General features: G+C 57.3%; 23 protein-coding genes and 1 tRNA gene. 8 read left to right on the top strand and 16 right to left on the bottom strand.

Annotation, left to right across the window (positions count from 1 at the left end):
• Positions 1-64 precede the first annotated feature (64 nt).
• A complete protein-coding gene (locus tag D9K61_RS23335) occupies positions 65-979 on the bottom strand; it encodes an MBL fold metallo-hydrolase (RefSeq protein WP_120635559.1) in 915 nt (304 codons plus the stop codon).
• A 44-nt stretch (positions 980-1023) separates the two neighbouring features.
• Between D9K61_RS23335 and D9K61_RS23330 the strand changes: the two genes are divergently transcribed.
• Entirely contained in the window at positions 1024-2343 is a 1320-nt protein-coding gene (locus D9K61_RS23330) for an ATP-binding protein (protein ID WP_120635558.1), read from the top strand.
• 51 nt (positions 2344-2394) lie between these two features.
• Here the strand turns inward: D9K61_RS23330 and D9K61_RS23325 are convergent.
• Positions 2395-2471, bottom strand: a tRNA-Ile gene (locus D9K61_RS23325).
• A gap of 108 nt (positions 2472-2579) precedes the next feature.
• On the opposite strand from D9K61_RS23325, the gene purM reads away from it, so the two are divergent.
• The 3 genes from purM to rnd all read left to right on the top strand — a co-directional run bounded on the left by purM (position 2580) and on the right by rnd (position 5490).
• On the top strand, positions 2580-3626 hold the full coding sequence (gene purM / locus D9K61_RS23320; protein WP_120635557.1) for a phosphoribosylformylglycinamidine cyclo-ligase: 1047 nt from the start codon (positions 2580-2582) through the stop codon (positions 3624-3626).
• Complete coding sequence (gene purN / locus D9K61_RS23315; RefSeq protein WP_120635556.1) at positions 3623-4219, top strand: phosphoribosylglycinamide formyltransferase; 597 nt, start codon at positions 3623-3625, stop codon at positions 4217-4219. Before purM ends, purN begins: the two co-directional genes overlap by 4 nt.
• Positions 4220-4332: 113 nt before the next feature.
• Positions 4333-5490 carry a ribonuclease D gene (gene rnd / locus D9K61_RS23310; RefSeq protein WP_120635555.1) on the top strand — a complete coding sequence of 386 codons (1158 nt, stop codon included), beginning with the start codon at positions 4333-4335 and terminating at the stop codon, positions 5488-5490.
• A 6-nt stretch (positions 5491-5496) separates the two neighbouring features.
• Here the strand turns inward: rnd and D9K61_RS23305 are convergent, their stop codons facing one another.
• Entirely contained in the window at positions 5497-6021 is a 525-nt protein-coding gene (locus D9K61_RS23305; RefSeq protein WP_120635554.1) for a hypothetical protein, read from the bottom strand.
• Between the two features lie 139 nt (positions 6022-6160).
• Here D9K61_RS23305 and D9K61_RS23300 point away from each other — a divergent pair, with 139 nt between their 5' ends.
• Complete coding sequence (locus D9K61_RS23300; protein ID WP_120635553.1) at positions 6161-6571, top strand: SufE family protein; 411 nt, start codon at positions 6161-6163, stop codon at positions 6569-6571.
• A 2-nt stretch (positions 6572-6573) separates the two neighbouring features.
• Here the strand turns inward: D9K61_RS23300 and D9K61_RS23295 are convergent, their stop codons facing one another.
• The 3 genes from D9K61_RS23295 to D9K61_RS23285 form a co-directional block, all read right to left on the bottom strand.
• Positions 6574-7239 carry a DUF1638 domain-containing protein gene (locus tag D9K61_RS23295; protein WP_120635552.1) on the bottom strand — a complete coding sequence of 222 codons (666 nt, stop codon included), beginning with the start codon at positions 7237-7239 and terminating at the stop codon, positions 6574-6576.
• Positions 7240-7316: 77 nt separating this feature from the next.
• Positions 7317-8354 carry a Hint domain-containing protein gene (locus tag D9K61_RS23290; RefSeq protein ID WP_120635551.1) on the bottom strand — a complete coding sequence of 346 codons (1038 nt, stop codon included), beginning with the start codon at positions 8352-8354 and terminating at the stop codon, positions 7317-7319.
• Positions 8355-8506: 152 nt separating this feature from the next.
• Positions 8507-9205 (bottom strand): B12-binding domain-containing protein, encoded by a 699-nt coding sequence (locus tag D9K61_RS23285; protein WP_120635550.1) that lies wholly within the window; start codon positions 9203-9205, stop codon positions 8507-8509.
• Between the two features lie 310 nt (positions 9206-9515).
• Here D9K61_RS23285 and D9K61_RS23275 point away from each other — a divergent pair, with 310 nt between their 5' ends.
• Positions 9516-10586: a PA0069 family radical SAM protein gene (locus tag D9K61_RS23275; RefSeq protein ID WP_120635548.1), complete on the top strand. Its 1071-nt coding sequence runs from the start codon at positions 9516-9518 to the stop codon at positions 10584-10586.
• Between the two features lie 48 nt (positions 10587-10634).
• On the opposite strand, the gene gltA is transcribed toward D9K61_RS23275, so the two are convergent.
• Positions 10635-11930 (bottom strand): citrate synthase, encoded by a 1296-nt coding sequence (gene gltA / locus D9K61_RS23270; RefSeq protein ID WP_120635686.1) that lies wholly within the window; start codon positions 11928-11930, stop codon positions 10635-10637.
• A 121-nt stretch (positions 11931-12051) separates the two neighbouring features.
• Positions 12052-13452, bottom strand: a complete 1401-nt coding sequence (gltX, locus tag D9K61_RS23265; RefSeq protein WP_120635547.1) for a glutamate--tRNA ligase — start codon at positions 13450-13452, stop codon at positions 12052-12054.
• A gap of 78 nt (positions 13453-13530) precedes the next feature.
• Here gltX and D9K61_RS23260 point away from each other — a divergent pair, with 78 nt between their 5' ends.
• Positions 13531-15582, top strand: coding sequence for a ComEC/Rec2 family competence protein (locus D9K61_RS23260; protein WP_120635546.1), 2052 nt, complete (start codon positions 13531-13533; stop codon positions 15580-15582).
• On the opposite strand, the gene lexA is transcribed toward D9K61_RS23260, so the two are convergent.
• The 6 genes from lexA to D9K61_RS23230 form a co-directional block, all read right to left on the bottom strand.
• Positions 15576-16274 carry a transcriptional repressor LexA gene (gene lexA, locus D9K61_RS23255; RefSeq protein WP_120635545.1) on the bottom strand — a complete coding sequence of 233 codons (699 nt, stop codon included), beginning with the start codon at positions 16272-16274 and terminating at the stop codon, positions 15576-15578. The genes D9K61_RS23260 and lexA overlap by 7 nt on opposite strands.
• A gap of 78 nt (positions 16275-16352) precedes the next feature.
• Positions 16353-17525 (bottom strand): gephyrin-like molybdotransferase Glp, encoded by a 1173-nt coding sequence (gene glp, locus D9K61_RS23250; RefSeq protein ID WP_120635544.1) that lies wholly within the window; start codon positions 17523-17525, stop codon positions 16353-16355.
• Positions 17522-17995, bottom strand: coding sequence for a cyclic pyranopterin monophosphate synthase MoaC (gene moaC, locus D9K61_RS23245; RefSeq protein WP_120635543.1), 474 nt, complete (start codon positions 17993-17995; stop codon positions 17522-17524). The genes glp and moaC overlap by 4 nt, the downstream gene beginning before the upstream one ends.
• Positions 17995-18807, bottom strand: coding sequence for an indole-3-glycerol phosphate synthase TrpC (gene trpC, locus D9K61_RS23240; protein WP_120635542.1), 813 nt, complete (start codon positions 18805-18807; stop codon positions 17995-17997). Before trpC ends, moaC begins: the two co-directional genes overlap by 1 nt.
• Entirely contained in the window at positions 18804-19823 is a 1020-nt protein-coding gene (trpD, locus tag D9K61_RS23235) for an anthranilate phosphoribosyltransferase (RefSeq protein ID WP_120635541.1), read from the bottom strand. Before trpD ends, trpC begins: the two co-directional genes overlap by 4 nt.
• Positions 19820-20401 carry an aminodeoxychorismate/anthranilate synthase component II gene (locus tag D9K61_RS23230; RefSeq protein WP_120635540.1) on the bottom strand — a complete coding sequence of 194 codons (582 nt, stop codon included), beginning with the start codon at positions 20399-20401 and terminating at the stop codon, positions 19820-19822. The genes trpD and D9K61_RS23230 overlap by 4 nt, the downstream gene beginning before the upstream one ends.
• Before the next feature lie 196 nt (positions 20402-20597).
• Here D9K61_RS23230 and D9K61_RS23225 point away from each other — a divergent pair, with 196 nt between their 5' ends.
• The gene (locus tag D9K61_RS23225) at positions 20598-22013 is read left to right on the top strand and encodes a divergent polysaccharide deacetylase family protein (protein ID WP_120635539.1); all 1416 of its coding nucleotides are present in this window, start codon (positions 20598-20600) and stop codon (positions 22011-22013) included.
• 57 nt (positions 22014-22070) lie between these two features.
• Here the strand turns inward: D9K61_RS23225 and trpE are convergent, their stop codons facing one another.
• Positions 22071-23582, bottom strand: coding sequence for an anthranilate synthase component I (gene trpE / locus D9K61_RS23220; protein WP_120635538.1), 1512 nt, complete (start codon positions 23580-23582; stop codon positions 22071-22073).
• An 11-nt stretch (positions 23583-23593) separates the two neighbouring features.
• On the bottom strand, positions 23594-25435 hold the full coding sequence (locus tag D9K61_RS23215; protein ID WP_120635537.1) for a peptidyl-prolyl cis-trans isomerase: 1842 nt from the start codon (positions 25433-25435) through the stop codon (positions 23594-23596).
• Positions 25436-25472: the final 37 nt, after the last annotated feature.

Genomic DNA, 25472 nt, shown 5'->3' with positions numbered 1-25472 from the left:
TATAGCAATCCGGATTCTACACGTCCAGAGGAGAAGCGCGTGAATTTCAAAAAAACCTTTGCGGCTAGGAACTGCAGCTAAAGACTGCTTCTGCAGACAGATCACCCGTAGGGAAAACCTGGGATTTACCTTCCAGATCAACGAGATGGGCAAAGACATTGCGTTCGGCGGCAGGAAGTAGGGCAGGTGGGGTGTCCGTGTAAATGCGTTCAGCCAATTGGCGCGCAGTTCCCGGAGCGTTCTCTAATGCGGATAGGATCTGAGCCTCGCGCCCCAATCGGTGTTGAATCAACCAATCCAGCCGACCGGCGGGATTGGTGATCGGTGCGCCGTGCCCCGTGTGAAACACCGACCAGTCACGCGCTCTCAGCCTATGGCAGGCCGCCATGAAATCGGTCAGATCCCCATCCGGTGGTGACACCAGCGAACTGGCCCATCCCATAACGTGATCCGCCGTAAAGCAGACATCACCCCATGCCAGCGCAATGTGATTGCCCAGATGGCCCGGTGTATGGATCACTTCGAGGTTCCAGCCATCGCCCTCAATCACCTCGCCATCGCCGATTTCGACATCGGGGCGAAAGGCGGTGTCGATGCCTTCACCACCTCCAGCCAGCCCATGCCCGGCCAATTGAGTCATCACTGCGCTGCGACCGGCTTCCGGGCCGCCAAAGGCAAGGATCGGTGCGCCGACCCGGGTCGCCAATGGTGCGGCCAGTGGGGAGTGGTCCAGATGGCTGTGCGTGACAATGATGTGGCTGATCCGCTGGTTGGGCTGCAGTGCTCCCAGGATCGCCGATAAATGCGCGTCGCTTAGCGGGCCGGGGTCGATGACAGCAATGTCGCGTGTCCCCAACAGATATGTGTTCGTGCCGCGATAGGTCATCGGCGACGGATTAGGGGCCAGAATACGTCTGAGCCCAGGTTGCAATTCAACCACTGCGCCGGGGCGTGGGTTGAAATCATCAGGTGCCTGCATTCTGCGCTCTTCCTCTTATCGGGGCGGCCCGCTAGGTTTAGCGCATGTCTACGCAATGGCTCAAACCCTATATGCCTCGCAGCCTGTATGTCAGGGCGGCATTGATTCTGGTTTTGCCAGTCATCGTGCTGCTGCTGGTCGTGGGAATTGCCTTCCTGCAGAAACACTTAGAGGATGTCACGACGCAAATGACCCGCGCCGCTTCGCGCGAAGTCAACCTTGTCACCGACGCCATGGACGAGGCCGAGACGCAGCAACAGGCATTGGCAGCCGTTCGGCCTGACTTGGCTGCGCTTGAGATGCAAGTCCGTTTTCTGGGAATAAATGAAGAACCGGATATCGGGCGACGTCGATGGTATGATTTCATTGCGCCGCAGGTTGAGACTGATTTGCGGGTCAACCTGCCTGATCTGATTGCGGTTGCCTTGCCCAGCAGTCAAGAGGCCCGGCTGTATTTACCGACGCATCTTGGGACGTTGCAGCTGACCTTTGATCGGCGGCGGCTGTCACCAGCGGCACCGCATCAGTTGATTGTAACGATGGTGTTTTTTGCCATCATTATGACCTCGATATCCTTCCTGTACATGCGCAATCAACTGCGTCCAATTACGCGCCTGGCCAATGCGGCGCAGGCGTTTGGGCGTGGCCGGATAGAGCCATACGCGCCAAGTGGCGCCATCGAGGTGCGGGCGGCGGGCAGTGCGTTTCTTGACATGCGGGCACGTATCGAGCGGCAAATGGAACAACGAACCCTGATGTTGTCCGGTGTCAGTCATGATCTGCGCACGCCGTTGACGCGGTTGAAACTTGGCCTTTCGATGTTGCCCGAGGAGGAGGCCGCCCCGCTGCAGCAGGATGTCACTGAAATGCAGTCTCTGTTGGATGCTTTTCTGGATTTCTCACGAGGGGCGGCTGATGGCGCAACCGAAGAGGTTCAGCCCGAAGCCTTTGTGCGCCACATTGTCGATGACGCCAAACGGGCAGGGTATGAGGCCGATCTGATGAGTGTTGAAGGGCAGGGGACGGTAAGGCTGCGTCCCACAGCGATCCGCAGAGCGGTCGAAAACCTGATCGGGAATGCGGTTCGGTACGGCACCAAGGCAGATGTCAGCCTGACCCTCAATCCTAAATCCTTACGTATCCGCGTTGAAGATGATGGCCCCGGAATTCCGGCCGATCAGCGTACGGAAGCCGTCAAACCGTTCACCCGTCTCGATCCCTCCCGCAATCAGAATCAGGGCAGCGGTGTCGGTCTTGGTTTGGCGATCGTGGCCGATATTGCCCGCGCGCATGGCGGCATATTGCGCCTTGCCAAAAGCGAACGATTGGGGGGGCTGTGCGCTGATATTATTATCGGACGCTAGCGGAACCGAAATCGGTAGACGTGTGCCAAGCTTTTGGTCTGGCAGTGATTCTGGTAGGCCCGGAGGGACTCGAACCCCCAACCAAAGCGTTATGAGCGCTCTGCTCTAACCAATTGAGCTACAGGCCCGCCTGAGCGCCTTGGGTATCACGGTGAACGCCCGCGTCAAGCCTGACCGTTGCATGCGCGCGCGCAATCGACTAACTCGCGCTGCAAAGCACTCATGAGGGACTGACCATGACAGCGGGCAAGAACGGAATCACCTATGCCGATGCAGGTGTGGACATTGATGCAGGCAACGCGCTGGTCGATCGGATCAAGCCCGCTGCCAAGCGGACCAATCGCCCTGGTGTCATGAGTGGCTTAGGTGGCTTTGGCGCTTTGTTTGACCTGAAGGCTGCCGGTTACAACGACCCAATTCTTGTCGGTGCCACGGATGGTGTTGGAACAAAGCTGCGCATCGCGATCGATACCGGAGTCGTGGATGGCGTTGGCATTGATCTGGTCGCCATGTGCGTCAACGACCTGATTTGCCAGGGTGCCGAGCCGCTGTTTTTTCTGGACTACTTTGCGACCGGCAAACTGGACACAGATACTGCCGCCCGGATCATCGAAGGCATTGCAGAGGGCTGCGCACAATCAGGGTGTGCCCTGATCGGTGGCGAAACAGCCGAAATGCCGGGGATGTACCCTGACGGAGATTTCGATCTGGCAGGGTTCTCGGTTGGCGCGATGGAACGGGGCGCGGACCTGCCGGACGGTGTTCAGGCAGGCGATGTGCTGCTGGGGCTGGCCTCGAACGGGGTGCATTCCAACGGCTATTCGCTGGTTCGCAAACTGGTTGAATTGTCCGGGCTGGACTGGGATTCAGCATCCCCCTTTTGCGACGGTTCGCTGGGCGAGGCTCTGCTGACGCCAACGCGGCTTTACGTGAAGCCTGCGCTGGCCGCAATCCGGGCAGGGGGCGTGCATGCCTTGGCACATATCACTGGCGGCGGCCTGACCGAAAACCTGCCGCGCGTTCTGCCCGAAGGCCCGGGTGCGCAGGTTGATCTGAACGCCTGGGATCTGCCACCTGTGTTTGGTTGGATGGCACAGACCGGGGGCATCGCCGAAGCTGAGATGCTGAAGACGTTCAACTGCGGCATCGGCATGATCCTTGTCTGCGCCGAAGATCGTGCTGCAGATTTGATCCAGCTGCTGCAGGATGCAGGCGAAACCGTTTCACGGCTTGGAGAAATCACAGAAACCACTGGCGTTGCCTATTCAGGCAAGCTGTTGTGAGCCATAAACGCGTCGCCATTCTGATTTCTGGCGGTGGATCAAACATGATGTCTCTGGTGGACAGCATGGTTGGTGATCATCCCGCGCGCGCCTGTCTGGTCCTGTCAAATGATGCAGCGGCTGGTGGGCTGAAAAAAGCGGCCGATCGGGGCCTTCCCACTGCTGTTGTCGATCATCGCCCGTTCAAAGGTGATCGGGCGGCATTTGAGGTCGAATTGGCGAAGCCGCTGCTGGATGCGGAGCCTGACATCGTTTGCCTTGCCGGTTTCATGCGCGTTTTGACCGGTGGGTTTGTGTCGCAATTTCAGGGACGCATGCTGAATATCCACCCGTCGTTGCTGCCGAAATACAAAGGCCTGCATACCCACGCCCGCGCGATCGAGGCTGGGGATGCGGAACATGGGTGTACAGTGCACGAGGTCACAGCTGCGCTGGATGATGGTCCCATCTTGGGTCAGGCACGCCTTGGGATCGAGCCGGATGACACGCCAGACACATTGGCCGCGCGCGTGTTGGTGTGGGAGCATAAATTGTACCCGGCTGTTTTGCGGCGGTATGCTGAAGGCAACAGGTCACCCGTTCTGTTGCCTTGATATTTCGTGGGTGATTTACACACGCACAGAATTCGTCCTATGGTCGCCTCTATCGCTCGGGACTAGGCAAAATCGGGCAATTTCAAATAACAAGAGCAAGAATAGTACGGCGCATGAGAACCCTTAAGACGACGCAAGAGCTGGCCGAATTTTGTAAGGCTGCTGCGGACTACCCGTATATCACAGTAGATACCGAATTTCTGCGCGAACGGACATACTATTCCAAACTCTGCCTTGTGCAGTTGGCGGTTCCCTCAGAAGATGAAGACAGCGCGGTTTTGGTCGACCCATTGGCCGATGGTCTGTCACTGGACCCCCTCTATACGCTGTTCCGAGATGAAAACGTGGTCAAAGTGTTCCACGCCGCCCGGCAGGATCTGGAGATCTTCTGGGTCGAGGCCGAGGTGTTTCCCAAGCCGTTGTTCGACACTCAGGTCGCGGCCATGGTCTGCGGATTTGGCGAGCAGGTTGGGTATGAAACGCTGGTGCGCAAGATCTGCAAGCAGGGTGTCGACAAAACCTCTCGGTTCACCGATTGGTCACGACGCCCTCTGACCGAAGCGCAGAAAACCTATGCCTTGGCGGATGTTACCCATCTGCGCCGAATCTATGAACATCTTGCGGCCGAGCTTGAAAAAACCAGTCGCAGCCATTGGGTGGCCGAAGAATTGCGAACCCTGACCCAACCTGCGACATACGATATCCAGCCTGAAGATGCGTGGAAGCGCGTCAAAACACGGACGAACTCGGCCAAGTTTTTAGCCGTGGTGCGCGAACTGGCGAAATTCCGCGAGGCACATGCGCAGCAAAACAACGTGCCCCGCAATCGGGTGTTCAAAGATGATGCGCTGATCGAACTGGCATCGACCAAACCAAAATCACCTGCCGATCTGGGGGCGTCACGTCTTTTGCTGCGCGAGGCGCGCAAGGGCGCGATTGCGGACGGAATACTTGCGGCGGTAAAGCGCGGCGTGAACTGCCCGCCGGAACAAATGCCTAAAGTTGACAACAGCCGCGATAAGCTGAAGGTCAATCCGGCCCTGTCTGACTTGCTGCGGGTCTTACTGAAATCGAAAACCGAAAGCTCGGGTGTGGCGGCAAAACTGATCGCAACCAGTTCCGAGCTTGATCAGATCGCAGCCGGGGAACGCGAGCTTCCCGCGATGTCCGGCTGGCGTTTTGAGGTGTTTGGGGAAGATGCCCTTAAGCTGTGCGAAGGCAAAATCGCATTGGCAGCCAAAGGGCAAACGGTTCAGGTCGTTTCGCTATAGCGAAACTCAGCGACGCCGCGATTCCAAAGCGTTCTGCTGACCCACCACACGAACCAGACGAACGGTCTGCAGGTCCTGAGTCGAGATGTTGATAGCATCCGACACCATCCGGGACCGTTCTGAACCGTGCCGGGTCTGGTAAGTCGGATAGGTCACCCGAAACGTGAATTCCATAACGCCATTTTTTTCATTCTCTTCCGATGTTACCGGCACCAGTTGGGCGTCGTATGCCCCTTGGCGCAAAGCGGTGCCGGATGCGTAGATGATCGCGCCCGTGGGTGTCGCATCAATCCTAAGTTCATCTATCTTGGCAATCGCGACGCTTCGGTCTTCTTCTTCTGGGCGTGAAAACAGTCCTACTTTGCCGCTTTGCTGCGGGATCAGCGCGTCGGCGTCGTCTGGCGATGTTTCGACAGGGGCAGGCGTACTGGACCCAAACCAGTTGGAAGGATTCACCCGCGAGTCGCGCCAACTGTTGCAGGCAGACAGGGTCAAGACGGCGACGAACAGAACAGACAGAGTTTTTTGCATAGACCCACAGCTTTTGGCACGAATTCAAGCAATGGGTTAGCGCAATTTCCGCGCCTTGAAAAGCCACACCGGGGGCTGGACAGGCGCCTATCGTCGGCATAGGTCACAAATGTGACCGTAACGGAAGGATCGTCGCACCATGGCAACGCCCGCCTTTGAAGACATTGTCGAGGATTTCGAGTTTCTGGAGGACTGGGAAGACCGGTACCGCCATGTCATCGAACAGGGTAAAGCGATGGAGCCGTTGAACGATGCGTTCAAGGTGCCTGCAACAAAAGTAAACGGATGTGCAAGCCAGGTGTGGTTGCATCCGATGATCGAAGGCGGCGTGTTCAAGTTTGACGGAGACAGCGACGCCCTGATCGTGCGTGGACTGATTGCCGTCCTGCGATCACTCTACAATGGTTTGCCTGTTGGAGAGGTTCCAAAAGTTGATGCCGGCGGAGAACTGGCGCGCTTGGGGTTGAACGACCACTTATCTGCACAACGGTCAAACGGGCTGCGATCCATGATCGAACGCATCCGGGACGTTGCGCAGGAAAACGCGTGATTTTATGTTTTAGACGGGCGATTGGCCCAATCTGACATCGTGGTCTCCAGATCACCGTAGCCTGTCAAACGTCGCTCGAACGCCAAACCCATCCGCTCGGCACATTCACGCGCGCGTGCCGTCAGGCTCGGGTCGTCAGTTTGCGCTTGATAAACCACTTTAGTGTAGTTGCCGAAGTACATGTCCAGCAGCTCTGGGTGCCGGTCCAAACCTAAGGGCTTCCAGACAAATGCATCAAATTGTCGGGCAAGAAAGTCCGTCAGATAAAAGGCGGTGGTCTCATCCTCTGCACGCTCGGCGAAAATCTGATTTCCTTCGAAAAAAGAATAACAGTGGGGGCCTTTGATCATCTCAACGCCTAACCGCTCACAGGCTTTTTCCAGCAGGCCGCCCGTGCCACAATCGGCGTAAACAACGAAGATCTGGTCGTATTGGTCTTTGTGTTTTGCGACCGCATCTTCGACCGCTTGCGTGATCCGCTCCGGATAGACATGCAGAATAGCGGGCAGACAGGTCAAAGCCAGATGATCCCAGCCGTTGCGCTTTTTGATGTCCAGAATCTCGCGCGCCAATGCACCGCAGGCGATCAACAAGATGCTGCCGTTGCCTTGGCTTGTGTAACCTTCAGTTGTCAGCCCCGCGTCATCCGGCAGGTTATCTTTCTGCATGGCTTAGGTTCCTAATCGGCTACCTACAGAAGAGAACGAAAGCGAGGTCAAGGCAAGCCTTGCACCGACATCTGATGTCAGGCTGCCGACGCACGTGTCTCGTACGAGGCCAATAACGGGCGCGCAGTTGGACCATAGGCGCTGATTCCGTTGGCTGTGAGCTCGGGAAACAGCGATAGAATTTCCTGACGTGCCGCATCATCCAGGTTGTTCCACCCCAGGATTCCGGGATGAAAGCTCTCGCTCAGGCACCCTTCGGCCCAGACAAGTTCATGCCGATCAAACATCAAGTGGAAATATGTGACGGCCCCGCCGGGCAGAATCGTGATATCTTGGCCATTCACAAGTTGTTTGGCAGGGGCCAAAGCTTCCGAGTGGTCCGTGTTCAATTCGATACGCCAGTCATTTATCAGCATGCGGTGTTGTTGCGACACCAATAGGTCCCGCTGATTGCCCAAAGCGCCTGCTTTAATCAGCACAGGAGCCAAAGAACCTTGCGCCTGCACGGTGCGCTGGCCAACCCAGCGCAGGGTTTGCAGACCGTGATCCTGCGTTTGAATTTGATCGCCAACATTCAGCAGTTCGACGGCCTTCTCGCCGCGATCCGTTCTGATCAATGTACCGGCCGTGAAACAGGTCACCAGATCCCAGGTTTCTCGGTTTGCTGTCAGGCCAGAGAAATTGTTCCCATTCAAACTGTTGAGAGTGATGGAGCGAATAGCACCCGCCTCAAGCGCAACCTGATCCGTGTTCGCCGAAAACTCGGGCATCAGATAGGCATTGCCATTCACATCCTGTGCGACCACAGCAGTGATGTTTGCCGTGGTTCCATCAATGTAAGTGATGGTCGCATTGTAAATAGACGTGCCATCGAAGGTCTGCGCGGGTCCGCCGTCGATCGAAAACTGGTCGTTTGCGACATTGTTGTTCATGTCAAACACGGAGCCTGGGGTGCCAACAGCGGTCCATGTTACTGCATTGTTGAGCAGGGCATTGCCCGACGCGCCAAATGTCTGACCAACAAGCGTAGATGCGTTTTCGGCTATTGTGTTGCCTTCGAAACTGTCGATTTCGGCAATATTGCCAAGAGAGATGGCAGTAAACGTAGTGGGCACTGGAACCTCGAAACTGGTGTAACATACTCTAACTTCGCGGTTAGTTAGGATACGCTGATCGAAATCTCAATAGAGAATCCCGGTCACACAAACTGTTGAACAAAAAAAAGCCGCCCAAAACGGGCGGCCCTTCAAAACTGTATGGGTTCTGGTCAGCCGGCCAGCTGATTATGTCTACGCGACATGAAATCCTTCGCGGTTTCCACGGCTACGGCAGCATCCCGGCAGTAGGCATCTGCGCCAATGGCCTTGCCGAATTCCTCGTTCAGCGGCGCGCCACCGACAAGAACAATATAGTCTTCCCGTACGCCTTGTTCGACCAGCGTATCGATGACGACCTTCATGTACGGCATGGTGGTTGTCAGCAGGGCTGACATACCCAGAATGTCGGGCTGTTCGGCCTCTAGCGCTTCCAGATAGTTTTCGACCGGGTTGTTGATGCCCAGATCGACCACTTCAAAGCCTGCACCTTCCATCATCATCGACACAAGGTTTTTGCCGATGTCGTGGATGTCGCCCTTGACCGTGCCAATCACCATTTTGCCGACGCGGGGTGCACCGGTTTCCGCCAGCAGCGGTTTAAGGATCGTCATCCCGCCTTTCATGGCGTTGGCGGCCAACAGAACCTCTGGGACGAACAGGATGCCGTCACGGAAGTCGTGGCCAACAATCGTCATGCCACCAACCAGAGCTTTGGTCAGAATGTCGTAGGGAGTCCATCCGCGTTCCAGCAGGATGTTCACACCTTCTTCAATCTCTTCCTTCAGGCCATCATAAAGATCGTCGAACATCTGTTCGACAAGTTCGTCGTCGTTCAGTTCGGACAGGACAATGTCTTCTTCGTCGGACATAGGGCATTCCCTGAGCTGTGCGGGCCTGTGGCCCGTGGTGGCATTTGTCCCGTTTTGGCCAAAACGTCGCAGCCTGACTGTGACGATTACGACCTCGGCGGTTTCGTGACCGACCTATACGTCAAAATCTTTGGCCACTCGACAGAATTTTCTGCAAGATCATCCTGCATTTGGTTCAGGTTGTGTCGAAAGACACCGGTCGCAGAGCTTTCCTCCATCGTGTTTCGTTTCTGTCGGTTTTCAAATTACGCCGCCTTGCGGATTGCGCGTCTGGGGCATATGGTCGAATGAGAACAATTAGCGAACAAAAATGAATAACCAGTCTAACATTCGCGGTCGCGGCACCACATCGAATGCTGTTGGTCGTTTCGAACGCTACACAACGGTCGCGACAGATGATGGGTGGTGTACCGAGGAAGACTTGCCGCCGCTTCGGACAGAAGTACTTGACGAGGTGGCGCGCAGCCTGATCTCCTATAACCGCTCGCCGGATCTTCCGTTCGACCGGTCGATAAATCCCTACCGCGGGTGCGAACATGGGTGTGTGTATTGCTTTGCCCGTCCAAGCCACGCCTACCTGGGGATGTCGCCGGGGCTGGATTTTGAAACACGCCTGATCGCCCGACCGAACGCGCCCGAAGTGTTGCGAAAAGAACTGTCGTCCAAGGGCTATCGGGTTGCTCCAATCGCGCTGGGGACCAACACAGATCCGTATCAACCGGTCGAGAAAACGCGATTGATCACAAGGACCTGCCTGGAAGTGCTTAGTGAGTTTAATCACCCGATAGCGATTGTGACAAAAGGCGCGTTGATTGAGCGGGATTTGGATATTCTGGCCGATATGGCGCAACGAAGGCTGGTGCGCGTTGGCATATCGCTGACCACGCTCGATAGCGGTTTATCGCGGCGGATGGAACCGCGCGCACCGGCACCCCAGCGACGTTTGCAGATGATACGCCGGCTGACCGAGGCCGGTGTGCCGGTGCGAGTCATGACGTCTCCGGTCGTGCCCGGCTTGACGGATCATGAGCTGGAGCAATTGCTGGAGGCGGGTAAGGACGCGGGAGCCGATGTGGCCAGCTGGATCATGCTGCGCCTGCCACGTGAAGTGTCTGAGTTGTGGCGGGTCTGGTTGGCAACGCATGAACCCGCGCGGGCTGAAAAGGTCATGACCCACCTGCGCGACATGCATGGTGGGCGCGAATACGACCCGCGTTGGGGTCACAGAATGCGGGGCGAGGGCGAGTATGCCGAGATGATTGCCAAGCGTTTCAAGTTGACGGTCAAACGTCTGGGGCTGGCAACGCAATCCGAACCGTTAAGATGTGATCTGTTTTCAAAACCACCCCAGGCCGGTGATCAACTTAGCCTGTTTGAATAGAAAACGCCCCGGACGACCGGGGCGCTTTTTGCGTTCTATGCGTTTTAATCAGCGCTTTTCGATGTCGACATAATCGCGGTTCGTCTCGCCCAGATACAGCTGACGTGGACGGCCGATCTTGTTCTGTGGATCCGCGATCATCTCTTTCCACTGGCTGACCCAACCAACGGTGCGTGACAGCGCAAAGATTGGTGTGAACATGGAGGTTGGGAAGCCCATCGCTTCGAGAATGATGCCCGAGTAGAAATCCACGTTCGGGAACAGCTTCTTCTCGGTAAAGTAAGGGTCTTCCAGGGCTTGTTTTTCAAGCGCTTTGGCGACCTGCAGTTTCGGGTTGTTCTCGATACCCAGCAGGTCCAGAACCTCATCCGCTGATTGCTTCATCACTGTCGCGCGCGGGTCAAAGTTCTTATAGACGCGGTGGCCAAAGCCCATCAGGCGGAATGGATCGTCCTTGTCCTTGGCGCGGTTAATATATTCCGGAATACGGTCGACGCTGCCGATTTCTTCCAGCATCTCCAGGCACGCCTGATTGGCACCACCATGGGCCGGTCCCCAAAGGCAGGCAATACCGGCGGCCACACAGGCGAACGGATTTGCCCCGGAAGACGACGCCAAACGTACGGTCGATGTCGACGCATTCTGTTCGTGATCGGCATGCAGGGTGAAAATCCGGTCCATCGCGCGGCTTAGGATCGGGTTGACCTCGTATTCCTCGGCGGGAACGCTGAAGCACATGCGCAGGAAGTTTGAGGCATAATCCAGATCATTGCGCGGATACACGAAGGGCTGACCGGTATGGTACTTGTAAGCCCATGCCGCGATGGTTGGCATCTTGGCGATTAGGCGATGCGATGCGACCTCACGCTGATGCGGATCCGCGATGTCAGTCGAGTCGTGGTAGAAAGCCGACATCGCCCCAACAACGCCCACCATAATCGCCATTGGATGCGCGTCCCGACGGAACCCGCGATAGAAATACTGCATTTGCTCGTGCAGCATTGTGTGGCGCGTAATGGTGGTTTCAAACGTCTCGAGCGCTTTTGCTTCCGGAAGCTCACCGTAAAGCAGCAGGTAGCAAACCTCGAGGAAATGGGATTTCGCTGCAAGCTGGTCAATCGGGTAGCCACGGTGCAGCAGTTCGCCTTTGTCGCCGTCAATATAGGTGATGGTACTGTCACAGCTGGCGGTCGAGGTGAAGCCGGGGTCATAGGTGAACACCCCTGCCTGGCCGTATAGCTTGCGGATGTCAACAACATCAGGCCCGGCAGTCGGCGAATGAACCGGTAACTCATATTCTTTACCATGAATGGTCAAAGTGGCTGTTTTATTACTTTCAGTCATGGTTGTCCCTTCTTCGTTCATACGCAGGTCAAGACGCCGTCTGACCTTGCGGGCAACGGCTGCGCGCAGGGGCGCAGTCCGGGTGTTAGCAGTGCAGCGTTACCCGACTATGAAGCTTGGGTTACTTTGCTGCTTCAGAAAGCCGCGCCAGGGTTTCATCCCGTCCCAGCACAAGCATCATGTCAAAGACCGAAGGTGTCACGGCCCGGCCTGCCAATGCGGCCCGAAGTGGACCCGCCAGCTTACCGAACTTGATCTCCCTTGCCTCGGCAAAGGAATTCAGAGCCTCCTCCAGCTCGTTCCGGCTCCAGCTAACATTTTGCAGCTGCGGCGTCAATTCATCCAGTATACCATCGGATACAGAATTCAACGCCTTTGCCGCTTTTTCGTCCTGAGTGACAGGGCGGGCGGTTAGTACAAAATGCGCTTTTTCAAGGAGTTCGGGGAAAGCGCGGGCCCGATCTTTGAGGCAATACATCGCACGTTCCAGATCACCAGATTGTGTCTGTGTTAGCGATGGAAGGTCGGCTGCGGCAAGGTAACCCTCTATCTCATGCCGCAATGCAGCATCATCAGACAGTGCGATATGCTGTCCACATAGGTTTTCCAGTTTTTTCAGATCGAAACGGGCAGGGCTTTTGCCGATTCCGTCCAGATCGAACCAGTCTTTGGCCTGATCATCGGTGAAAAACTCGTCGTCTCCGTGGCTCCAGCCCAGGCGGGCCAGATAGTTGCGCATACCGGCCGCAGGATAGCCCATGGCCTGATATTCCTGCGCGCCCAATGCGCCGTGACGTTTGCTAAGCTTCTTGCCGTCTGGCCCGTGAATTAGCGGAATATGGGCCCAGACCGGAACATCCCACCCCATGGCCTCATAGATCATCATCTGGCGCGCGGCATTGTTCAGGTGATCGTCGCCGCGGATCACATGGGTCACGCCCATATCATGGTCGTCCACCACCACGGCCAACATGTAAACGGGCGTGCCATCGGATCGCAGCAGGATCATGTCGTCCAACTGATCATTTCTTATGGTGACGTCACCCTGAACCTGATCCCTTATCACCGTCGCACTGCCCTGAGGCGCCTTTATGCGAATGGCAAATGGTGCATCCGGATGGGTCGCTGGATCGGCGTCTCGCCACGGGCTGCGGAACAGTGTGGATTTGCCTTCGGCCCGGGCCTGTTCACGGAAGGCGGCAATCTCGTCCTGGGTTGAGAAACACTTATACGCTTTGCCTTCGGCCAGCAGGTGACGCGCCACGTCAGCATGACGGGATGCGCCATCGAACTGAGAGATAACGTCGCCGTCGTGATCCAGCCCAAGCCACGTCATGCCCTGCAAAATCGCCGCTGTGGCTTCGGGGCTCGAACGTTCGCGGTCTGTGTCCTCGATCCGCAGCAGGAATTTACCGCCACGGCCGCGCGCATAAAGCCAGTTGAACAGCGCTGTGCGCGCGCCACCAATATGTAGAAATCCGGTGGGCGAGGGGGCAAAGCGGGTGACGACCTGATCGGACATTTTGTTGATTAACCTTTTGGTAACCGCGATGGGCTTAGTTTGGCGACTGTCTAACGAGCCCGAAGGACGGGGGCAACCATGCGTGTTCTTGCACGGGCCGAGGCTGCGCTGCTGAACCAGACCGGGTATTTGTTTCCCTGGTCTCCGGTGTGTCTGGCTATCGGCATCGGCCTCTACTTCGGATTGCGGTTCGAACCTGAGTGGCCGCTTTATGTCGGTCTGTGCGGCATGGTTTTGGTTCTGCTTGGCCTAAGCCGTGTGCTGTTGCCCGGATGGGGCCCGTTGGCAATCGGGGGGGCGCTGATCGTCGCCGGTTTTATACTGGCGGGCGCGCGCGCCCACATGGTGGCAGAGCCGGTTCTGTCTTGGCGGTACTATGGCCCGGTCGAGGGGCGGGTCGTCGCTATGGACCGGTCTGCCTCGGATGCGCTGCGTCTGACGCTGGACCAGGTACGCGTAGGGGACGTACCAGCGGGCCGCTGTCCGCAGCGCATCCGGCTTTCCGTTCATGGTGACGCGGTTCCGATCGCGCCGGGGCAACGCATCATGACAACGGCGCATCTGTCACCCCCGCAAGGCCCGGTTGAGCCGGGCGGTTTCGATTTCCGGCGTCACGCGTGGTTCCAACGCCTCGGCGCAGTTGGATACACGCGCGTTCCAATCACGACGATCGCATCATCCAGTGACGGGATAGGCGGAGTGCGGGTCACCGCATGGCGCATGGCGATTTCTCAGCGCGTTCGCGCAATTCTTCCCGGTGAAGTCGGAGGTTTCGCGGCGGCGGTTACCACTGGGGACCGCAGTGGTATGGGGCAGGCGAATCTGGATGATTTGAGGGCTTCGAATCTGGCTCATTTGCTGGCTATTTCCGGTCTTCACATGGGGCTGCTGACCGGGTTCGTTTTCGTGGCCTGTCGAATCGGTCTGTCGGCGGTCCCATCGCTTGCCCTACGGATGCCGGTACGCAAAGTGGCGGCTGTGTGCGCGCTGGTCGCAGCGGTAATCTATCTGATGTTGTCAGGCGGCAATGTTGCGACGGAACGGGCCTTTGTCATGGTCAGCGTTATGTTCGGAGCGGTGCTGATTGATCGCCGCGCCATTTCACTGCGCGCCGTGGCTGTTGCTGCCTTGATCGTGTTGGTCCTGCGCCCAGAATCTCTGCTTAGCCCCGGATTTCAGATGTCTTTCGCAGCAACCACGGCCTTGGTGGCCGTGTTTGGCGCCCTGCGCGACTTTAGACCCGTATCCACCCCAAACTGGCTGAAACCGGTGATTGGAGTGTTGTTGTCCTCGGCCATTGCGGGCCTGGCCACAGCTCCGATTGGTGCGGCGCATTTCAATACGATGTCGCATTATGGACTGCTGGCGAACCTGCTGTCGGTCCCTGTCATGGGCATGATTGTTGTTCCGTCGGCGGTTGTTGCTGCGCTTCTGGCTCCTATCGGTTTGGAAGCTTTGGCATTGAGCGTGATGGGCATCGGGTTGCGCTGGATCCTCGGCGTCTCCGATTGGGTTTCAGGGTTGGATGGGGCGCAAGGATATGTTGTCAGCCCCATGGGGTTTGTCCTGCCTCTTATTGCGTTGGGGGCGCTGTGGCTCGCCTTGTGGCAAGGACGGGCAAGATGGGCCGGCATCGCGCCGGTAGCACTAGCCTTTCTATTGTGGAACCCAGGGCATCGGCCAGACATCCTGATCGCCGAATCCGGAGGTCTCGTGGGCGTCATGACAGAACATGGCCGGGCCTTGAGCAAAGAAAAAGGCAGCGGTTTCGTCGCAGGGGTCTGGCTGGAGAATGATGGCGACGGGGTGGAGCAAATCCAGGCGGCGCTGAGGTGGCCTGAAGAAGCAGGCAAAATCCGACGTTTCGCATTACACGGCAAAGAGGTGATTCACATTACCGGAAAACGGGCGGCGCAGGGCTTTGATGAATGCCACGACAACCAGATCATCATCTCAGCAGTAGCACTTGATCTGGACGGGAACTGCGGCTTGTACGATCCGGATCGATTGCTCAGAACTGGCAGCTTGGCATTTTCGGACGGAGAACTGACCACCAGTGCAGCTCAGACAGGTCATCGGCTGTGGTCCCCAAAAAGCTCCGGGAACCATCTGTCACAAAAGGATCAATAGGTTCGGATCAGACCGACCAAACGCCCTTGAACCTTCACCTTGTCTTCGGGAAGAACGCGGGTTTCATAAGCCGGGTTGGCGGCTTCCAGGGCAATGGCCTGACCACGGCGGAAGAAACGTTTCAGCGTGGCTTCCTGATCTTCGACCAAAGCCACGACGATGTCGCCGTTGTCTGCGACCGTAGATTCTCGGATGACAACCACGTCGCCGTCATTGATCCCGGCGTCGATCATCGAGTCACCACGAACTTCCAGCGCGTAGTGAGACCCTTGCCCAGATACCATGGGGCCGGGAACGGCGACTTTGTGAGACACATGGCTGATCGCCTCAATCGGAACACCAGCTGCAATCCGGCCCATGACCGGCAGTTCCAATGCATCAACCGAGACGGGTTCGAAATTCGCAGGGCGTGGGCTGGACGGTTTGTCACCTTCAATCACGCGCGGGCTAAACCCGGCTGTTGGTTTACCGCCAAGGCTTTCGGGCAGTTTCACAATTTCGATGGCCCGCGCGCGGTGCGCAAGGCGCCGAATAAAGCCGCGTTCTTCCAGCGCCGTGATCAACCGGTGGATGCCGGATTTCGATCGCAGGTCCAGCGCGGCTTTCATTTCGTCGAAACTGGGCGGAACACCGTCCGCCTGCACGCGTTTGTGGATGAATTCCAACAAATCCAATTGCTTCTTGGTCAGCATCGCTCACACCTCGTCGCTCATGCGTTTTCTTTTGTTCTACGCATGTTCACGTTTTGTGTCAACTGGATTGAGATAATTCTAGAGCGGCAGGTATAGCACCGTGTCGCCAATTTGCTGCGCCGGATCCTGCGGCGGGCGTACCAAAAGCGCGTTGGCTTGCGCCAAAACGCTTAGTAGGGAACTGTCCTGATCTGCGCAGGCGCGAATGCCGTTTTGATCCACAATGGCGCGCATATAATGCTGGCGCGGACCATTGGCATCGAGTGGGTCCAACAGGGTTGCTTGCTGAAACGAGGCGACGGTTTGATCCAGACCCAGCATACGTCGCACCATCGGGGCCAAAAACAAATAACCACAAACCATTGCGCTGACTGGGTTCCCCGGCAGGCCAACCATGGCCGCATCACCCATGCGCCCGGCCATCAACGGTTTGCCAGGGCGCATGCGCACTTTGTAGAACGACCGCTCCATCCCCAGAGAGTGAGAGACGTCTGAAACCAAATCATAGTCTCCGACCGACGCACCGCCGATCGTAACGATGAGGTCCGCGCCTTTTGCCAGATCAAATGCTGTTTCGAGCGAAGACACGGTGTCCTGCGCAATGGGCAGGACACGGACATGGGCGCCAAGCCCTTCGAGCATAGCCTTGAGCCCAAAAGTATTCGAAGCGATGATCTGATCGGGACCGGGTGTTTCACCCGGCATGACAAGTTCGTTTCCTGTTGAGATCAGGGCAACTTCAGGCTTTTGCGCGACAGGAACTTTGGGGATGTTCATCGCCGCCATCAACGCGACATCCTCCGCGCGGATCAAGCGTGGAGCCGTGATCGTTGTCCCCTTAGTGAAATCGACACCTGCCGGGCGAATGTTGGTTTTTGGTCCGGGCGTGTCGCTCACGGTGATCAGGTCACCACGCCGGTCCACATCTTCTTGAATAATAATGAAATCTGCGCCTTCGGGAACCGGGGCGCCAGTAAATATGCGAACGGCCTGGCCGGGACCGACAGCACCTTCAAACCGCTGACCTGCGACTGCCTCGCCAATGACTTTGAACATGGCATGACGTTCAACCTCGGTCGCCTGAACCGCGTAGCCATCCATGGACGAAGCCGCGAATGGCGGCTGATCCCGGGTCGCAGCGACGTCCTGTGCCAAAACACGCCCCGCAGATTGAGCCAGCGGAACATGTTCAAAAGGTAGGGGCGCGACCAGATCGAACAGCAGCGCGCGGGCGTCTTCGACGGTAATCATTTTGCCTCGTAACGTCCTGATTTTCCGCCATCTTTCAGGAGAACCCGGATGCCGCCGATCTCCATCGATTTGTCGACAGCCTTGGTCATATCATAAACGGTCAAAGCTGCGATCGACACGGCGGTCAGAGCTTCCATTTCGACCCCGGTTTGTCCGGATGTCTTGACTGTGGCTTCGATCAGCACACCGGGAAGATCAGGGTCCAGTGTCAGCTCCACAGCGACTTTGGTCACGGGCAACGGATGGCAGAGCGGGATCAGATCAGGTGTTTTCTTTGCCCCCATGATCCCGGCCAGGCGCGCGATACCCAAAACATCGCCCTTCTTGGCGCGGCCTTCCGAAATGATATCAAACGTTTGCGTGGTCATCTTGATGTGGCCGCCAGCGACGGCGACCCGATCTGTGACAGCCTTGTCCGAGACATCCACCATATGCGCCTGACCTTGCGCGTCGAAATGGGTCAGTGGCATCACATCACTCCGGGGATCAGTGGGTTTGCCAGCAGATGACGTGTGGCTGATGCCACGTCGTCCTGTCGCATCAGGCTTTCTCCGATCAGGAAGCACCGCGCGCCATAGCGGGCGATATCGGACAGATCTTCGGGCATGTTCAGCCCGCTTTCGCAGACGATCGTCCGATCTGCCGGCACCAGTTTCGACAACCGCCGTGTTGTATCAAGGCTGGTTTCGAAGGTCTTGAGATTGCGGTTATTTATCCCAATCAGGGGGCTTTTCAGATGTGCGGCGCGTTCCAATTCCGCTTCATCATGGACCTCGATCAGAACGTCCATTTCCCAATCGAACGCGGTCTGTTCCAACTCGGCGGCTTGTTCATCTTCAACCGACGCCATGATGATCAGGATACAATCTGCCTCCAATGCGCGGGCTTCGACGACCTGATAGGGGTCGTACATGAAATCCTTGCGCAACGCAGGCAAGGACGTCGCCGCACGCGCTTGAGTCAGATAATCCTTGGCGCCTTGGAAACTAGGCGTGTCGGTCAGCACAGACAGGCAGGTCGCGCCGCCATCTTCATAGGCTTTGGCCAAAGCCGGCGGATCAAAGTCTGGACGGATCAAGCCCTTGGATGGGCTGGCCTTTTTGACCTCGGCAATCAGTCCGTAGCCTTCGCGGGAGGCGGTTTGCAAAGCGTCAACAAAACCGCGCACTTCGGATGCATTTTTCGCTTCGCTTTCAAGTTGTTCGAGCGATTTATTCGCCTTGTCTGCAGCTACTTCTTCCAGTTTGTACGTTTTGATTTTGTCCAGTACGGTTTCGGTCATGCGGCTTCCTGTGTCAAACGGGCCAAGGCGGTGATTTTGTCTTTCGCTTTTCCGCTGTCGATGCTTTCAGCGGCTACTTCAACGCCTTCTCGCAGGTCGCTTACAGCTTCAGCCACAACCAACGCGGCGGCTGCGTTTAGTAAAACAGCGTCACGATAGGCCGAAGGGGTGCCGTCCAACAATGCGCGGAAAGCATCGGCGTTTTCTTCCGGTGAACCGCCCAGGATATCCTCGAAGGGGTGCACCGGCAGACCAGCATCTTCGGGATGCAGTTCGACCTCTTTAACCGTTCCGCTTTCCAGTGCAGCCACCCAGCTGATGCCAGTGATGGTCAGTTCGTCTGTTCCGTCCGATCCGTGTACCAGCCAGGCGTGGTCAGATCCCAAAAGGCCCAGCGTTTCTGCCATTGGCCGGATCAGGTCCCGACTAAAGGCGCCGGTCAACTGACGTTTTACGCCCGCAGGGTTGGTCAGCGGCCCTAGGATGTTGAAAATCGTGCGCGTACCCAGTTCTTGCCGCGAGGGCATGACATGGGCAATGGCGGGATGATGCATCGGCGCCATCATGAAGCCAATTCCAACCGCTTCCAACGCATTTTCAACGGTTTGCGGGCCGACCATAACGTTGATACCCATCTGACCCAACGCGTCTGCAGCGCCTGATTTGGAACTGAGATTTCTATTGCCATGCTTGGCCACCGTGACACCAGCGCCAGCAACCACAAAGGCCGTCGCGGTCGAAATGTTCAGAGTGCCTTTGCCATCGCCACCGGTCCCAACGATATCCATCGCACCAGCCGGGGCTGATACGGCATTACATTTGGCACGCATGACGGCTGCGGCTGCTGCGTATTCCTCGACCGTTTCGCCCCGTGTCCGCATCGCCATCAAAAGCCCGCCAATCTGGCTGGGCGTGGCTTGACCATCAAACAGAATGCCAAAAGCCTGTTCAGCTTCGGCGCGGCTAAGGGGACGATCGGAAGCTGCTCCGATCAATGGCTTTAACGCGTCACTCATGCAGGGACTTTCAATTCTTGCAGGAAGTTCTTGAGCAAGGCATGGCCGTGCTCGGATGCAATGGATTCCGGGTGGAATTGGACGCCATGCATCGGAAGTTCTTTGTGTTGCAGCCCCATGATTGTGCCGTCTTCCAGTTCAGCCGTGATTTCCAGGCAATCGGGCAGGGTGTCACGGTCGACAATCAGGGAATGATAACGCGTTGCCTCAAACGGCGTCGGCAGGCCGGTAAAAACACCTTTGCCTGTGTGATGCATCATGCCCATCTTGCCGTGAACGATTTCATGGCATCGCACAACCTTGCCGCCAAAGACCTGCCCAATGGTCTGATGTCCAAGACAGACGCCCAAAAGCGGTGTTTTCGTTTCAGCCGCAGCTTGAGTCAGTGCCAAGCAAATTCCGGCCTGATCCGGGTCACAGGGGCCCGGGCTCAGCAGAATACCGGCTGGATTCATGGCCATTGCTTCTTGCACATCCAGCGCATCATTGCGGCGAATGACCATTTCGGCACCAAGTTCGCCCAAATAATGTACCAAATTGTAGGTAAACGAGTCGTAGTTGTCGATCAGCAGCAGCATGTGGGCACTTATCTCGGCTTGGGCATTTCGGGCTGGCGATGCAGGCCCTGGCCACGGTATAATATCGGGACATACATGCTCAGGCTTGTGCGGCAGCGTCAAGGGGACATCCCGTTCCTGGCGCGACAACAGGTCCAGCGTCGCAAAAGATGGCGCAACAGTGAGCGGACAGGATAAGAGGCGAGAGGCAGCAGTTATGGGCGGATTTTTCGGAGGAATGATCGTTGGGACGGTCGTTGTTTTGATCATTGGCGCGGTTTTATCACTGAACACGCCGTTGGCCAACAAACCGGTTGTCGCATCGCAGGCTCCTGACGCAACCGAAGTCGAGGCACCCGAGGCCTCGGTCGAAGCTGCCGAAGCTGGGGGTGACGCTGATCTGGTTGAACTGGCCCCGCATGCGCCAAAAGCCGCTGGCGATGAATCGGATGATCTGGCGGATCTGTCCGATCTTGAAGAAGCACCTGACTCGCAGCCCTCAGTCAGTGGAACAACCCAAGGGTTGGAGCAGCCAGAACCGTCGGCATCGACCGAAGTTTCCGTGGTGACAGATGCCCCGGCAGCACCTCCGACACCGAGCGTCGCCCTGGTCGTTCCGCAGGAAGACGAGCAGCCCTTGGTGATCGACGATACGCCTGCGCCTCTGGTCGAGCCGGAGGGTGAAGAGGTTGCTGTGCTTCAGCCGGAACCTACACCCGAAACGCCATCTGTTGGTACCGAGGCTGAGGAAGAAAACCCGTTCGAAAACAGCCCAATTGCGGTCGAGGGTGACGAAGACACGATGCCCCGCGAACTGCCCCGGATCGCTGCATTGCCGCAGATCGGGGGTGAGCAGCCAGTTGAAGACAGCTCTATCGTGGGCAAACGAGTGGTCCCTCTGACCGAGCGGGACAGCGCCCAGACGGAAGAGGCCGGCGTCGAAAGCGAAATTGTATCCGGCCCGCCGATTGACGCCTATGCAATCCCGTTTGAAAACCCAGACTCCAAACCGTTGATGTCGATCATTTTGATTGATGATGAAGGCGCCTTTGGGGCCGAAGCGCTGCAGGACTTTCCTTATCCGATCAGCTTTGCCATCAGCCCTTCAGACCCGAATGCGGCAGAAAAAATGGCGCGCCACCGTGCGGCCGGGTTCGAAGTTCTGGCATTGGCAGACATGCCTGAAGCGGCCAGCGCGCAAGACGCCGAAGTCTCGATGGCCGTCTGGCTTGATATGCTGCCGGAAACTGTCGGCATTCTGGAAGGCGTTGAGACCGGCATTCAGGGCAACCGAAAGCTGGCCGATCAGGTTGCGGCCATCGCGGGTGGGACTGGCCGTGGACTGATTACGCAAGACAATGGTCTGAACACGGTCCAAAAATTGGCGGCACGTAACGGGATCCCGTCAGGCGTGGTGTTCCGCGATATCGACGGGGCCCGGCAGGACCCCAAGATCATGCGCCGGTTCCTTGATCAGGCGGCGTTCCGTGCTGGTCAGGAGGGCACAGTTGTCATGTTGGGACGCGTGCGTCCCGAAACGATCTCGGCCTTGCTGCTATGGGGGCTAGAAGACCGCGGAAACCGGGTGGCCATGGCACCGATCTCGGCCGTCATGATGCGTGAAATTCAGTAAAACTGGCGCGTTTCAACTGAACAAATGGGCGGCGATCTGAGGGTCAGCCGCCCCTTGTTAGCTGTTACCTGATCCGGTGAACCGTGCCGCATCTGCTGCTGCACGACGGATGGCGTTGGATTTATGCACGGTCTCCATATACTCCGCCTCGGGATCACTGTCGTAGACGACACCACCACCGGCCTGAATGTACAGCTTGTGATCCTTCACAATGGCCGTCCGCAGGGCGATACACATGTCCATGTCACCACCGGCGCTGAAATAACCCACACCGCCGCCGTAGACGCCGCGCTTTTCGGGTTCAAGCTCGTCGATGATCTGCATCGCACGCACTTTCGGCGCACCAGATACCGTGCCTGCAGGCATTCCGGCAAAGAAAGCGTCCAGCGCGTCTTTGTCTTCGGCCAGTTCGCCTACAACGTTTGACACGATATGCATGACATGGCTGTAACGCTCGATAATGAATTCTTCTGTCGGGCGCACTGTACCGATCTTGGCAACACGACCAGTGTCGTTGCGGCCCAGATCCAGCAACATCAGATGCTCTGCCAGTTCCTTTTTGTCGGCCAGCAAATCAATCTCGTTCGCCTTGTCTTCTTCGGGTGTCGCACCGCGTGGACGGGTGCCTGCAATCGGACGGATCGTGACCTCGTCGCCAAAGACGCGCACCAGAATTTCGGGGCTTGCACCCACGACCTGAAAGCCGCCGAAGTTGAAATAGAACATGAACGGCGATGGGTTGGTGCGTCGCAATGATCGATAAAGCGCAAAAGGCGGTTGTGGAAAATCCTGTGTCCAGCGCTGCGCCGGAACAACCTGAAAGATGTCGCCCGCCCGAATGTATTCTTTGGCCTTCTCGACCGCTTCCATATAGCCGGACTTGGTGAAGTTCGACACCGGAGGCGCGACCTCGGACGCATCGCCCAGATCGCGGGTTTCGGCAGGCATTGCACGCTCCAGATCGCGCACTGCATCCATGACGCGTTCAGCTGCTTGGGCATAGGCAGCCTTGGCCGACTGTCCGTCGCTGACCCACGCCGGAGAGACAACCGTCACTTCGCCTTTCACGCCATCCAGAACCGCAATGACCGACGGACGCTGCATGATTGCGTCTGGTAAGCCCAGCGGGTCCGGGTTCACATTCGGCAGATATTCCACCAACCGCACCATGTCATAGCCCAGGTAACCAAACAGGCCTGCCGCTGCCTGAGGTAGATCATCGGGTAGGGCGATGCGGCTTTCGGCCAGCAAAGCCCGCAAATTGTCCATCGGGTTGCCGTCTTGTGGCACAAACGCCTCGGCGTCGAAGCGGGCCGAGCGGTTCAAGGCGGAGATATCGCCGTCACAACGCCAGATCAGGTCGGGCTTCATGCCGATAATCGAATAGCGCCCGCGAACTTCGCCACCGGTGACGGATTCCAGCATGAAGGCGTCTTTCTGTGCGCCCGTCAGCTTGAGCATCAGCGAAACCGGCGTATCCAGATCCGCCGCAAGGCGCGTGTACACGACCTGGTTTTCGCCCGCTTCATATGCGCGCGCGAACGTGTCGAAATCGGGTGTCAGGGCCATGTCGGTCTCGTTTAATAGCTCGACTGCACGGCGTTCAGCGCCTGCTGGTCGATAACCGGGCGGGCCCGGGTCTGCGCATCGCGCACATAGGCATCAAAAATGTTCTGGGCCAGCGCCTGATCCATCTGAGCAGACAAAGCCTGTTGCACCTGACGCAATTCATCTGTTTCTGCTGGTGGCAGAACATCGTCCAGACGCACGATCAATGCAGTGCCATTGCCGCCAATGACGCGCAACTCGCCGGGATCCATGGCAAAGACGTCAGCCATGAAGCTGGCAGGAACGTCTTCCAGAAACGCAGTACGGGTCAGACCGTTTTCCACACGGAAGGGCAGCCCGGTTGCTGCAAAATCCCCATCTGTGGCAAGCTGTGTCACAGCGGCGTTGGCCTGCGCTTGCAGTGCTTTGTTCGTTTCGGATTGACGCCAGGCTTCGGCAACGCGGTCGCGGGCGCTGTCAAACGGTTCGGGACGCTGCGGCAGTTCTTCGTTCAGGCGCAGGGCAAAAATCGATCCGTCTTCCAAAAAGGCCACCTCGGGGAAGTCGCCCTCGCGGACAGCTTCGGCTGCGGTTCTGAAGCCGCCATAGGCTGCGACGCGCTCGGCGCTGTCGCGGGTCCAGTCGATTTGGCCCAGCTCCATTTCAGTCTCGCTGGCCAGTTCTTCGAGGGTTGCACCCCCAGCCAACATGTCGTTGATGTCTTCAGACTGCGCCTCGATCAAACGACGGGCCCGGTCCGAGGCCAGTTCCTCGCGCAGGGTAGGTTCGGCCTCTTCAAAGGGGACGTTGTTCGCGGCCAGAGTTCCGTTGATCCGGAACAGGGCAGGGCCAAACACGGAAGGCAGCGGGCCCACAACGGCATCAACTTCGGCGGCAAACACCACGTCTGCAGCGTCGCCTAGATCGTCACGGGTGACATCGCCGAGGTCGATATCGCTCAGCTCAAGTTCGCGATCCTGGACCAGTTTTTCGAACGTGGTGCCGCCCACCTCAAGTTGCGCCTTGGCGTCATTTGCGGCCTCTTCGTTTGGAAAGTTCAGACGCTCGACCAGACGGCGTTCGGGTTGCTGGAATTCTGCGGAGCGCTGATCATACAAACGACGCAGAGACTCTTCGTCGACTTCAACCGTGTCCACCAGCATTTCGGGTGACAGGATGGCATAGGTCAAGCGCTTGGTGCGGGGCAGGGTGAACTGGTCGGTGTTTTCATCATAGAAAGTTTGGACCTGAGCATCTGTTGGTTCGGCAACAGGCTCTGACAGCGCATCAACCCCGACTGTCGCGACAGAAAAGCTGCGCCGGGCGCCAATGTAGTCGGTCAGTATGGATGTCATCGTTTCCGGCATCTTCACGCCACTGATCACCGCGCCTTGCACAAGCGTCCTGGAGGATTCTTTGCGCAGATCGGATTCGAATTCAGAATCGGTCATGCCGACTTGTTCCAGTTGGAAACGGTAAGCTTCACGATCAAAACTTCCGTTCACGCCCTGAAAGGCGGGAATCGAAACGATGTCTTCCTGCAAGTTCTCATCGCCGATCGAGATACCAAGCTGGGCAACTTCGTTGTCCAATGCAGCCAGCGCCGTCAACCGCGACAGTGCCAGTTGTTCCAGACCGAGTTCGCGAGCCTGCGACATCTGCAATGGCTGGCCTGTTTGCGCTTCGACCGCGCGGATTTCACGCTGCAACTCGCGCACATAGGTGTCGACCGAGACACTTTCATTGCCAACCTGCGCCACGGTGCGGACCGTACCGCTAAGATTGACGGCACCGAAACCGGCCAGACCCAGCATCAAAAGGCCCATCAGAATCCAGACAAAGGTTTTCGAAAGACTTTTCGCGCCTGCGGCCATGGTGCCCTCTTCGTGCTTACTTCGGCAGGTATCTGCC

The organism is Ruegeria sp. EL01, assembly GCF_900313035.1.
Lineage (GTDB): Bacteria > Pseudomonadota > Alphaproteobacteria > Rhodobacterales > Rhodobacteraceae > Ruegeria.
The sequence above is the reverse complement of the archived record's forward strand: the minus strand, read 5'-3'. Positions and strand labels throughout refer to the sequence as shown.

Bases quoted from the DNA above. Each gene is read 5' to 3' on its own strand.
- gltA (WP_120635686.1), bottom strand. From the start codon at position 11,930: ATGACTGAAAGTAATAAAACAGCCACTTTGACCATTCATGGTAAAGAA.
- D9K61_RS23300 (WP_120635553.1), top strand. From the start codon at position 6,161: ATGGCAACGCCCGCCTTTGAAGACATTGTCGAGGATTTCGAGTTTCTG.
- D9K61_RS23295 (WP_120635552.1), bottom strand. From the start codon at position 7,239: ATGCAGAAAGATAACCTGCCGGATGACGCGGGGCTGACAACTGAAGGT.
- rnd (WP_120635555.1), top strand. From the start codon at position 4,333: ATGAGAACCCTTAAGACGACGCAAGAGCTGGCCGAATTTTGTAAGGCT.
- D9K61_RS23275 (WP_120635548.1), top strand. From the start codon at position 9,516: ATGAATAACCAGTCTAACATTCGCGGTCGCGGCACCACATCGAATGCT.
- gltX (WP_120635547.1), bottom strand. From the start codon at position 13,452: ATGTCCGATCAGGTCGTCACCCGCTTTGCCCCCTCGCCCACCGGATTT.
- purM (WP_120635557.1), top strand. From the start codon at position 2,580: ATGACAGCGGGCAAGAACGGAATCACCTATGCCGATGCAGGTGTGGAC.
- D9K61_RS23330 (WP_120635558.1), top strand. From the start codon at position 1,024: ATGTCTACGCAATGGCTCAAACCCTATATGCCTCGCAGCCTGTATGTC.
- D9K61_RS23305 (WP_120635554.1), bottom strand. From the start codon at position 6,021: ATGCAAAAAACTCTGTCTGTTCTGTTCGTCGCCGTCTTGACCCTGTCT.
- D9K61_RS23230 (WP_120635540.1), bottom strand. From the start codon at position 20,401: ATGCTGCTGCTGATCGACAACTACGACTCGTTTACCTACAATTTGGTA.
- D9K61_RS23285 (WP_120635550.1), bottom strand. From the start codon at position 9,205: ATGTCCGACGAAGAAGACATTGTCCTGTCCGAACTGAACGACGACGAA.
- trpD (WP_120635541.1), bottom strand. From the start codon at position 19,823: ATGAGTGACGCGTTAAAGCCATTGATCGGAGCAGCTTCCGATCGTCCC.
- trpC (WP_120635542.1), bottom strand. From the start codon at position 18,807: ATGACCGAAACCGTACTGGACAAAATCAAAACGTACAAACTGGAAGAA.
- glp (WP_120635544.1), bottom strand. From the start codon at position 17,525: ATGATTACCGTCGAAGACGCCCGCGCGCTGCTGTTCGATCTGGTCGCG.
- D9K61_RS23225 (WP_120635539.1), top strand. From the start codon at position 20,598: ATGGGCGGATTTTTCGGAGGAATGATCGTTGGGACGGTCGTTGTTTTG.
- D9K61_RS23215 (WP_120635537.1), bottom strand. From the start codon at position 25,435: ATGGCCGCAGGCGCGAAAAGTCTTTCGAAAACCTTTGTCTGGATTCTG.
- D9K61_RS23260 (WP_120635546.1), top strand. From the start codon at position 13,531: ATGCGTGTTCTTGCACGGGCCGAGGCTGCGCTGCTGAACCAGACCGGG.
- lexA (WP_120635545.1), bottom strand. From the start codon at position 16,274: ATGCTGACCAAGAAGCAATTGGATTTGTTGGAATTCATCCACAAACGC.
- trpE (WP_120635538.1), bottom strand. From the start codon at position 23,582: ATGGCCCTGACACCCGATTTCGACACGTTCGCGCGCGCATATGAAGCG.
- moaC (WP_120635543.1), bottom strand. From the start codon at position 17,995: ATGCCACTGACCCATTTCGACGCGCAAGGTCAGGCGCATATGGTGGAT.
- D9K61_RS23335 (WP_120635559.1), bottom strand. From the start codon at position 979: ATGCAGGCACCTGATGATTTCAACCCACGCCCCGGCGCAGTGGTTGAA.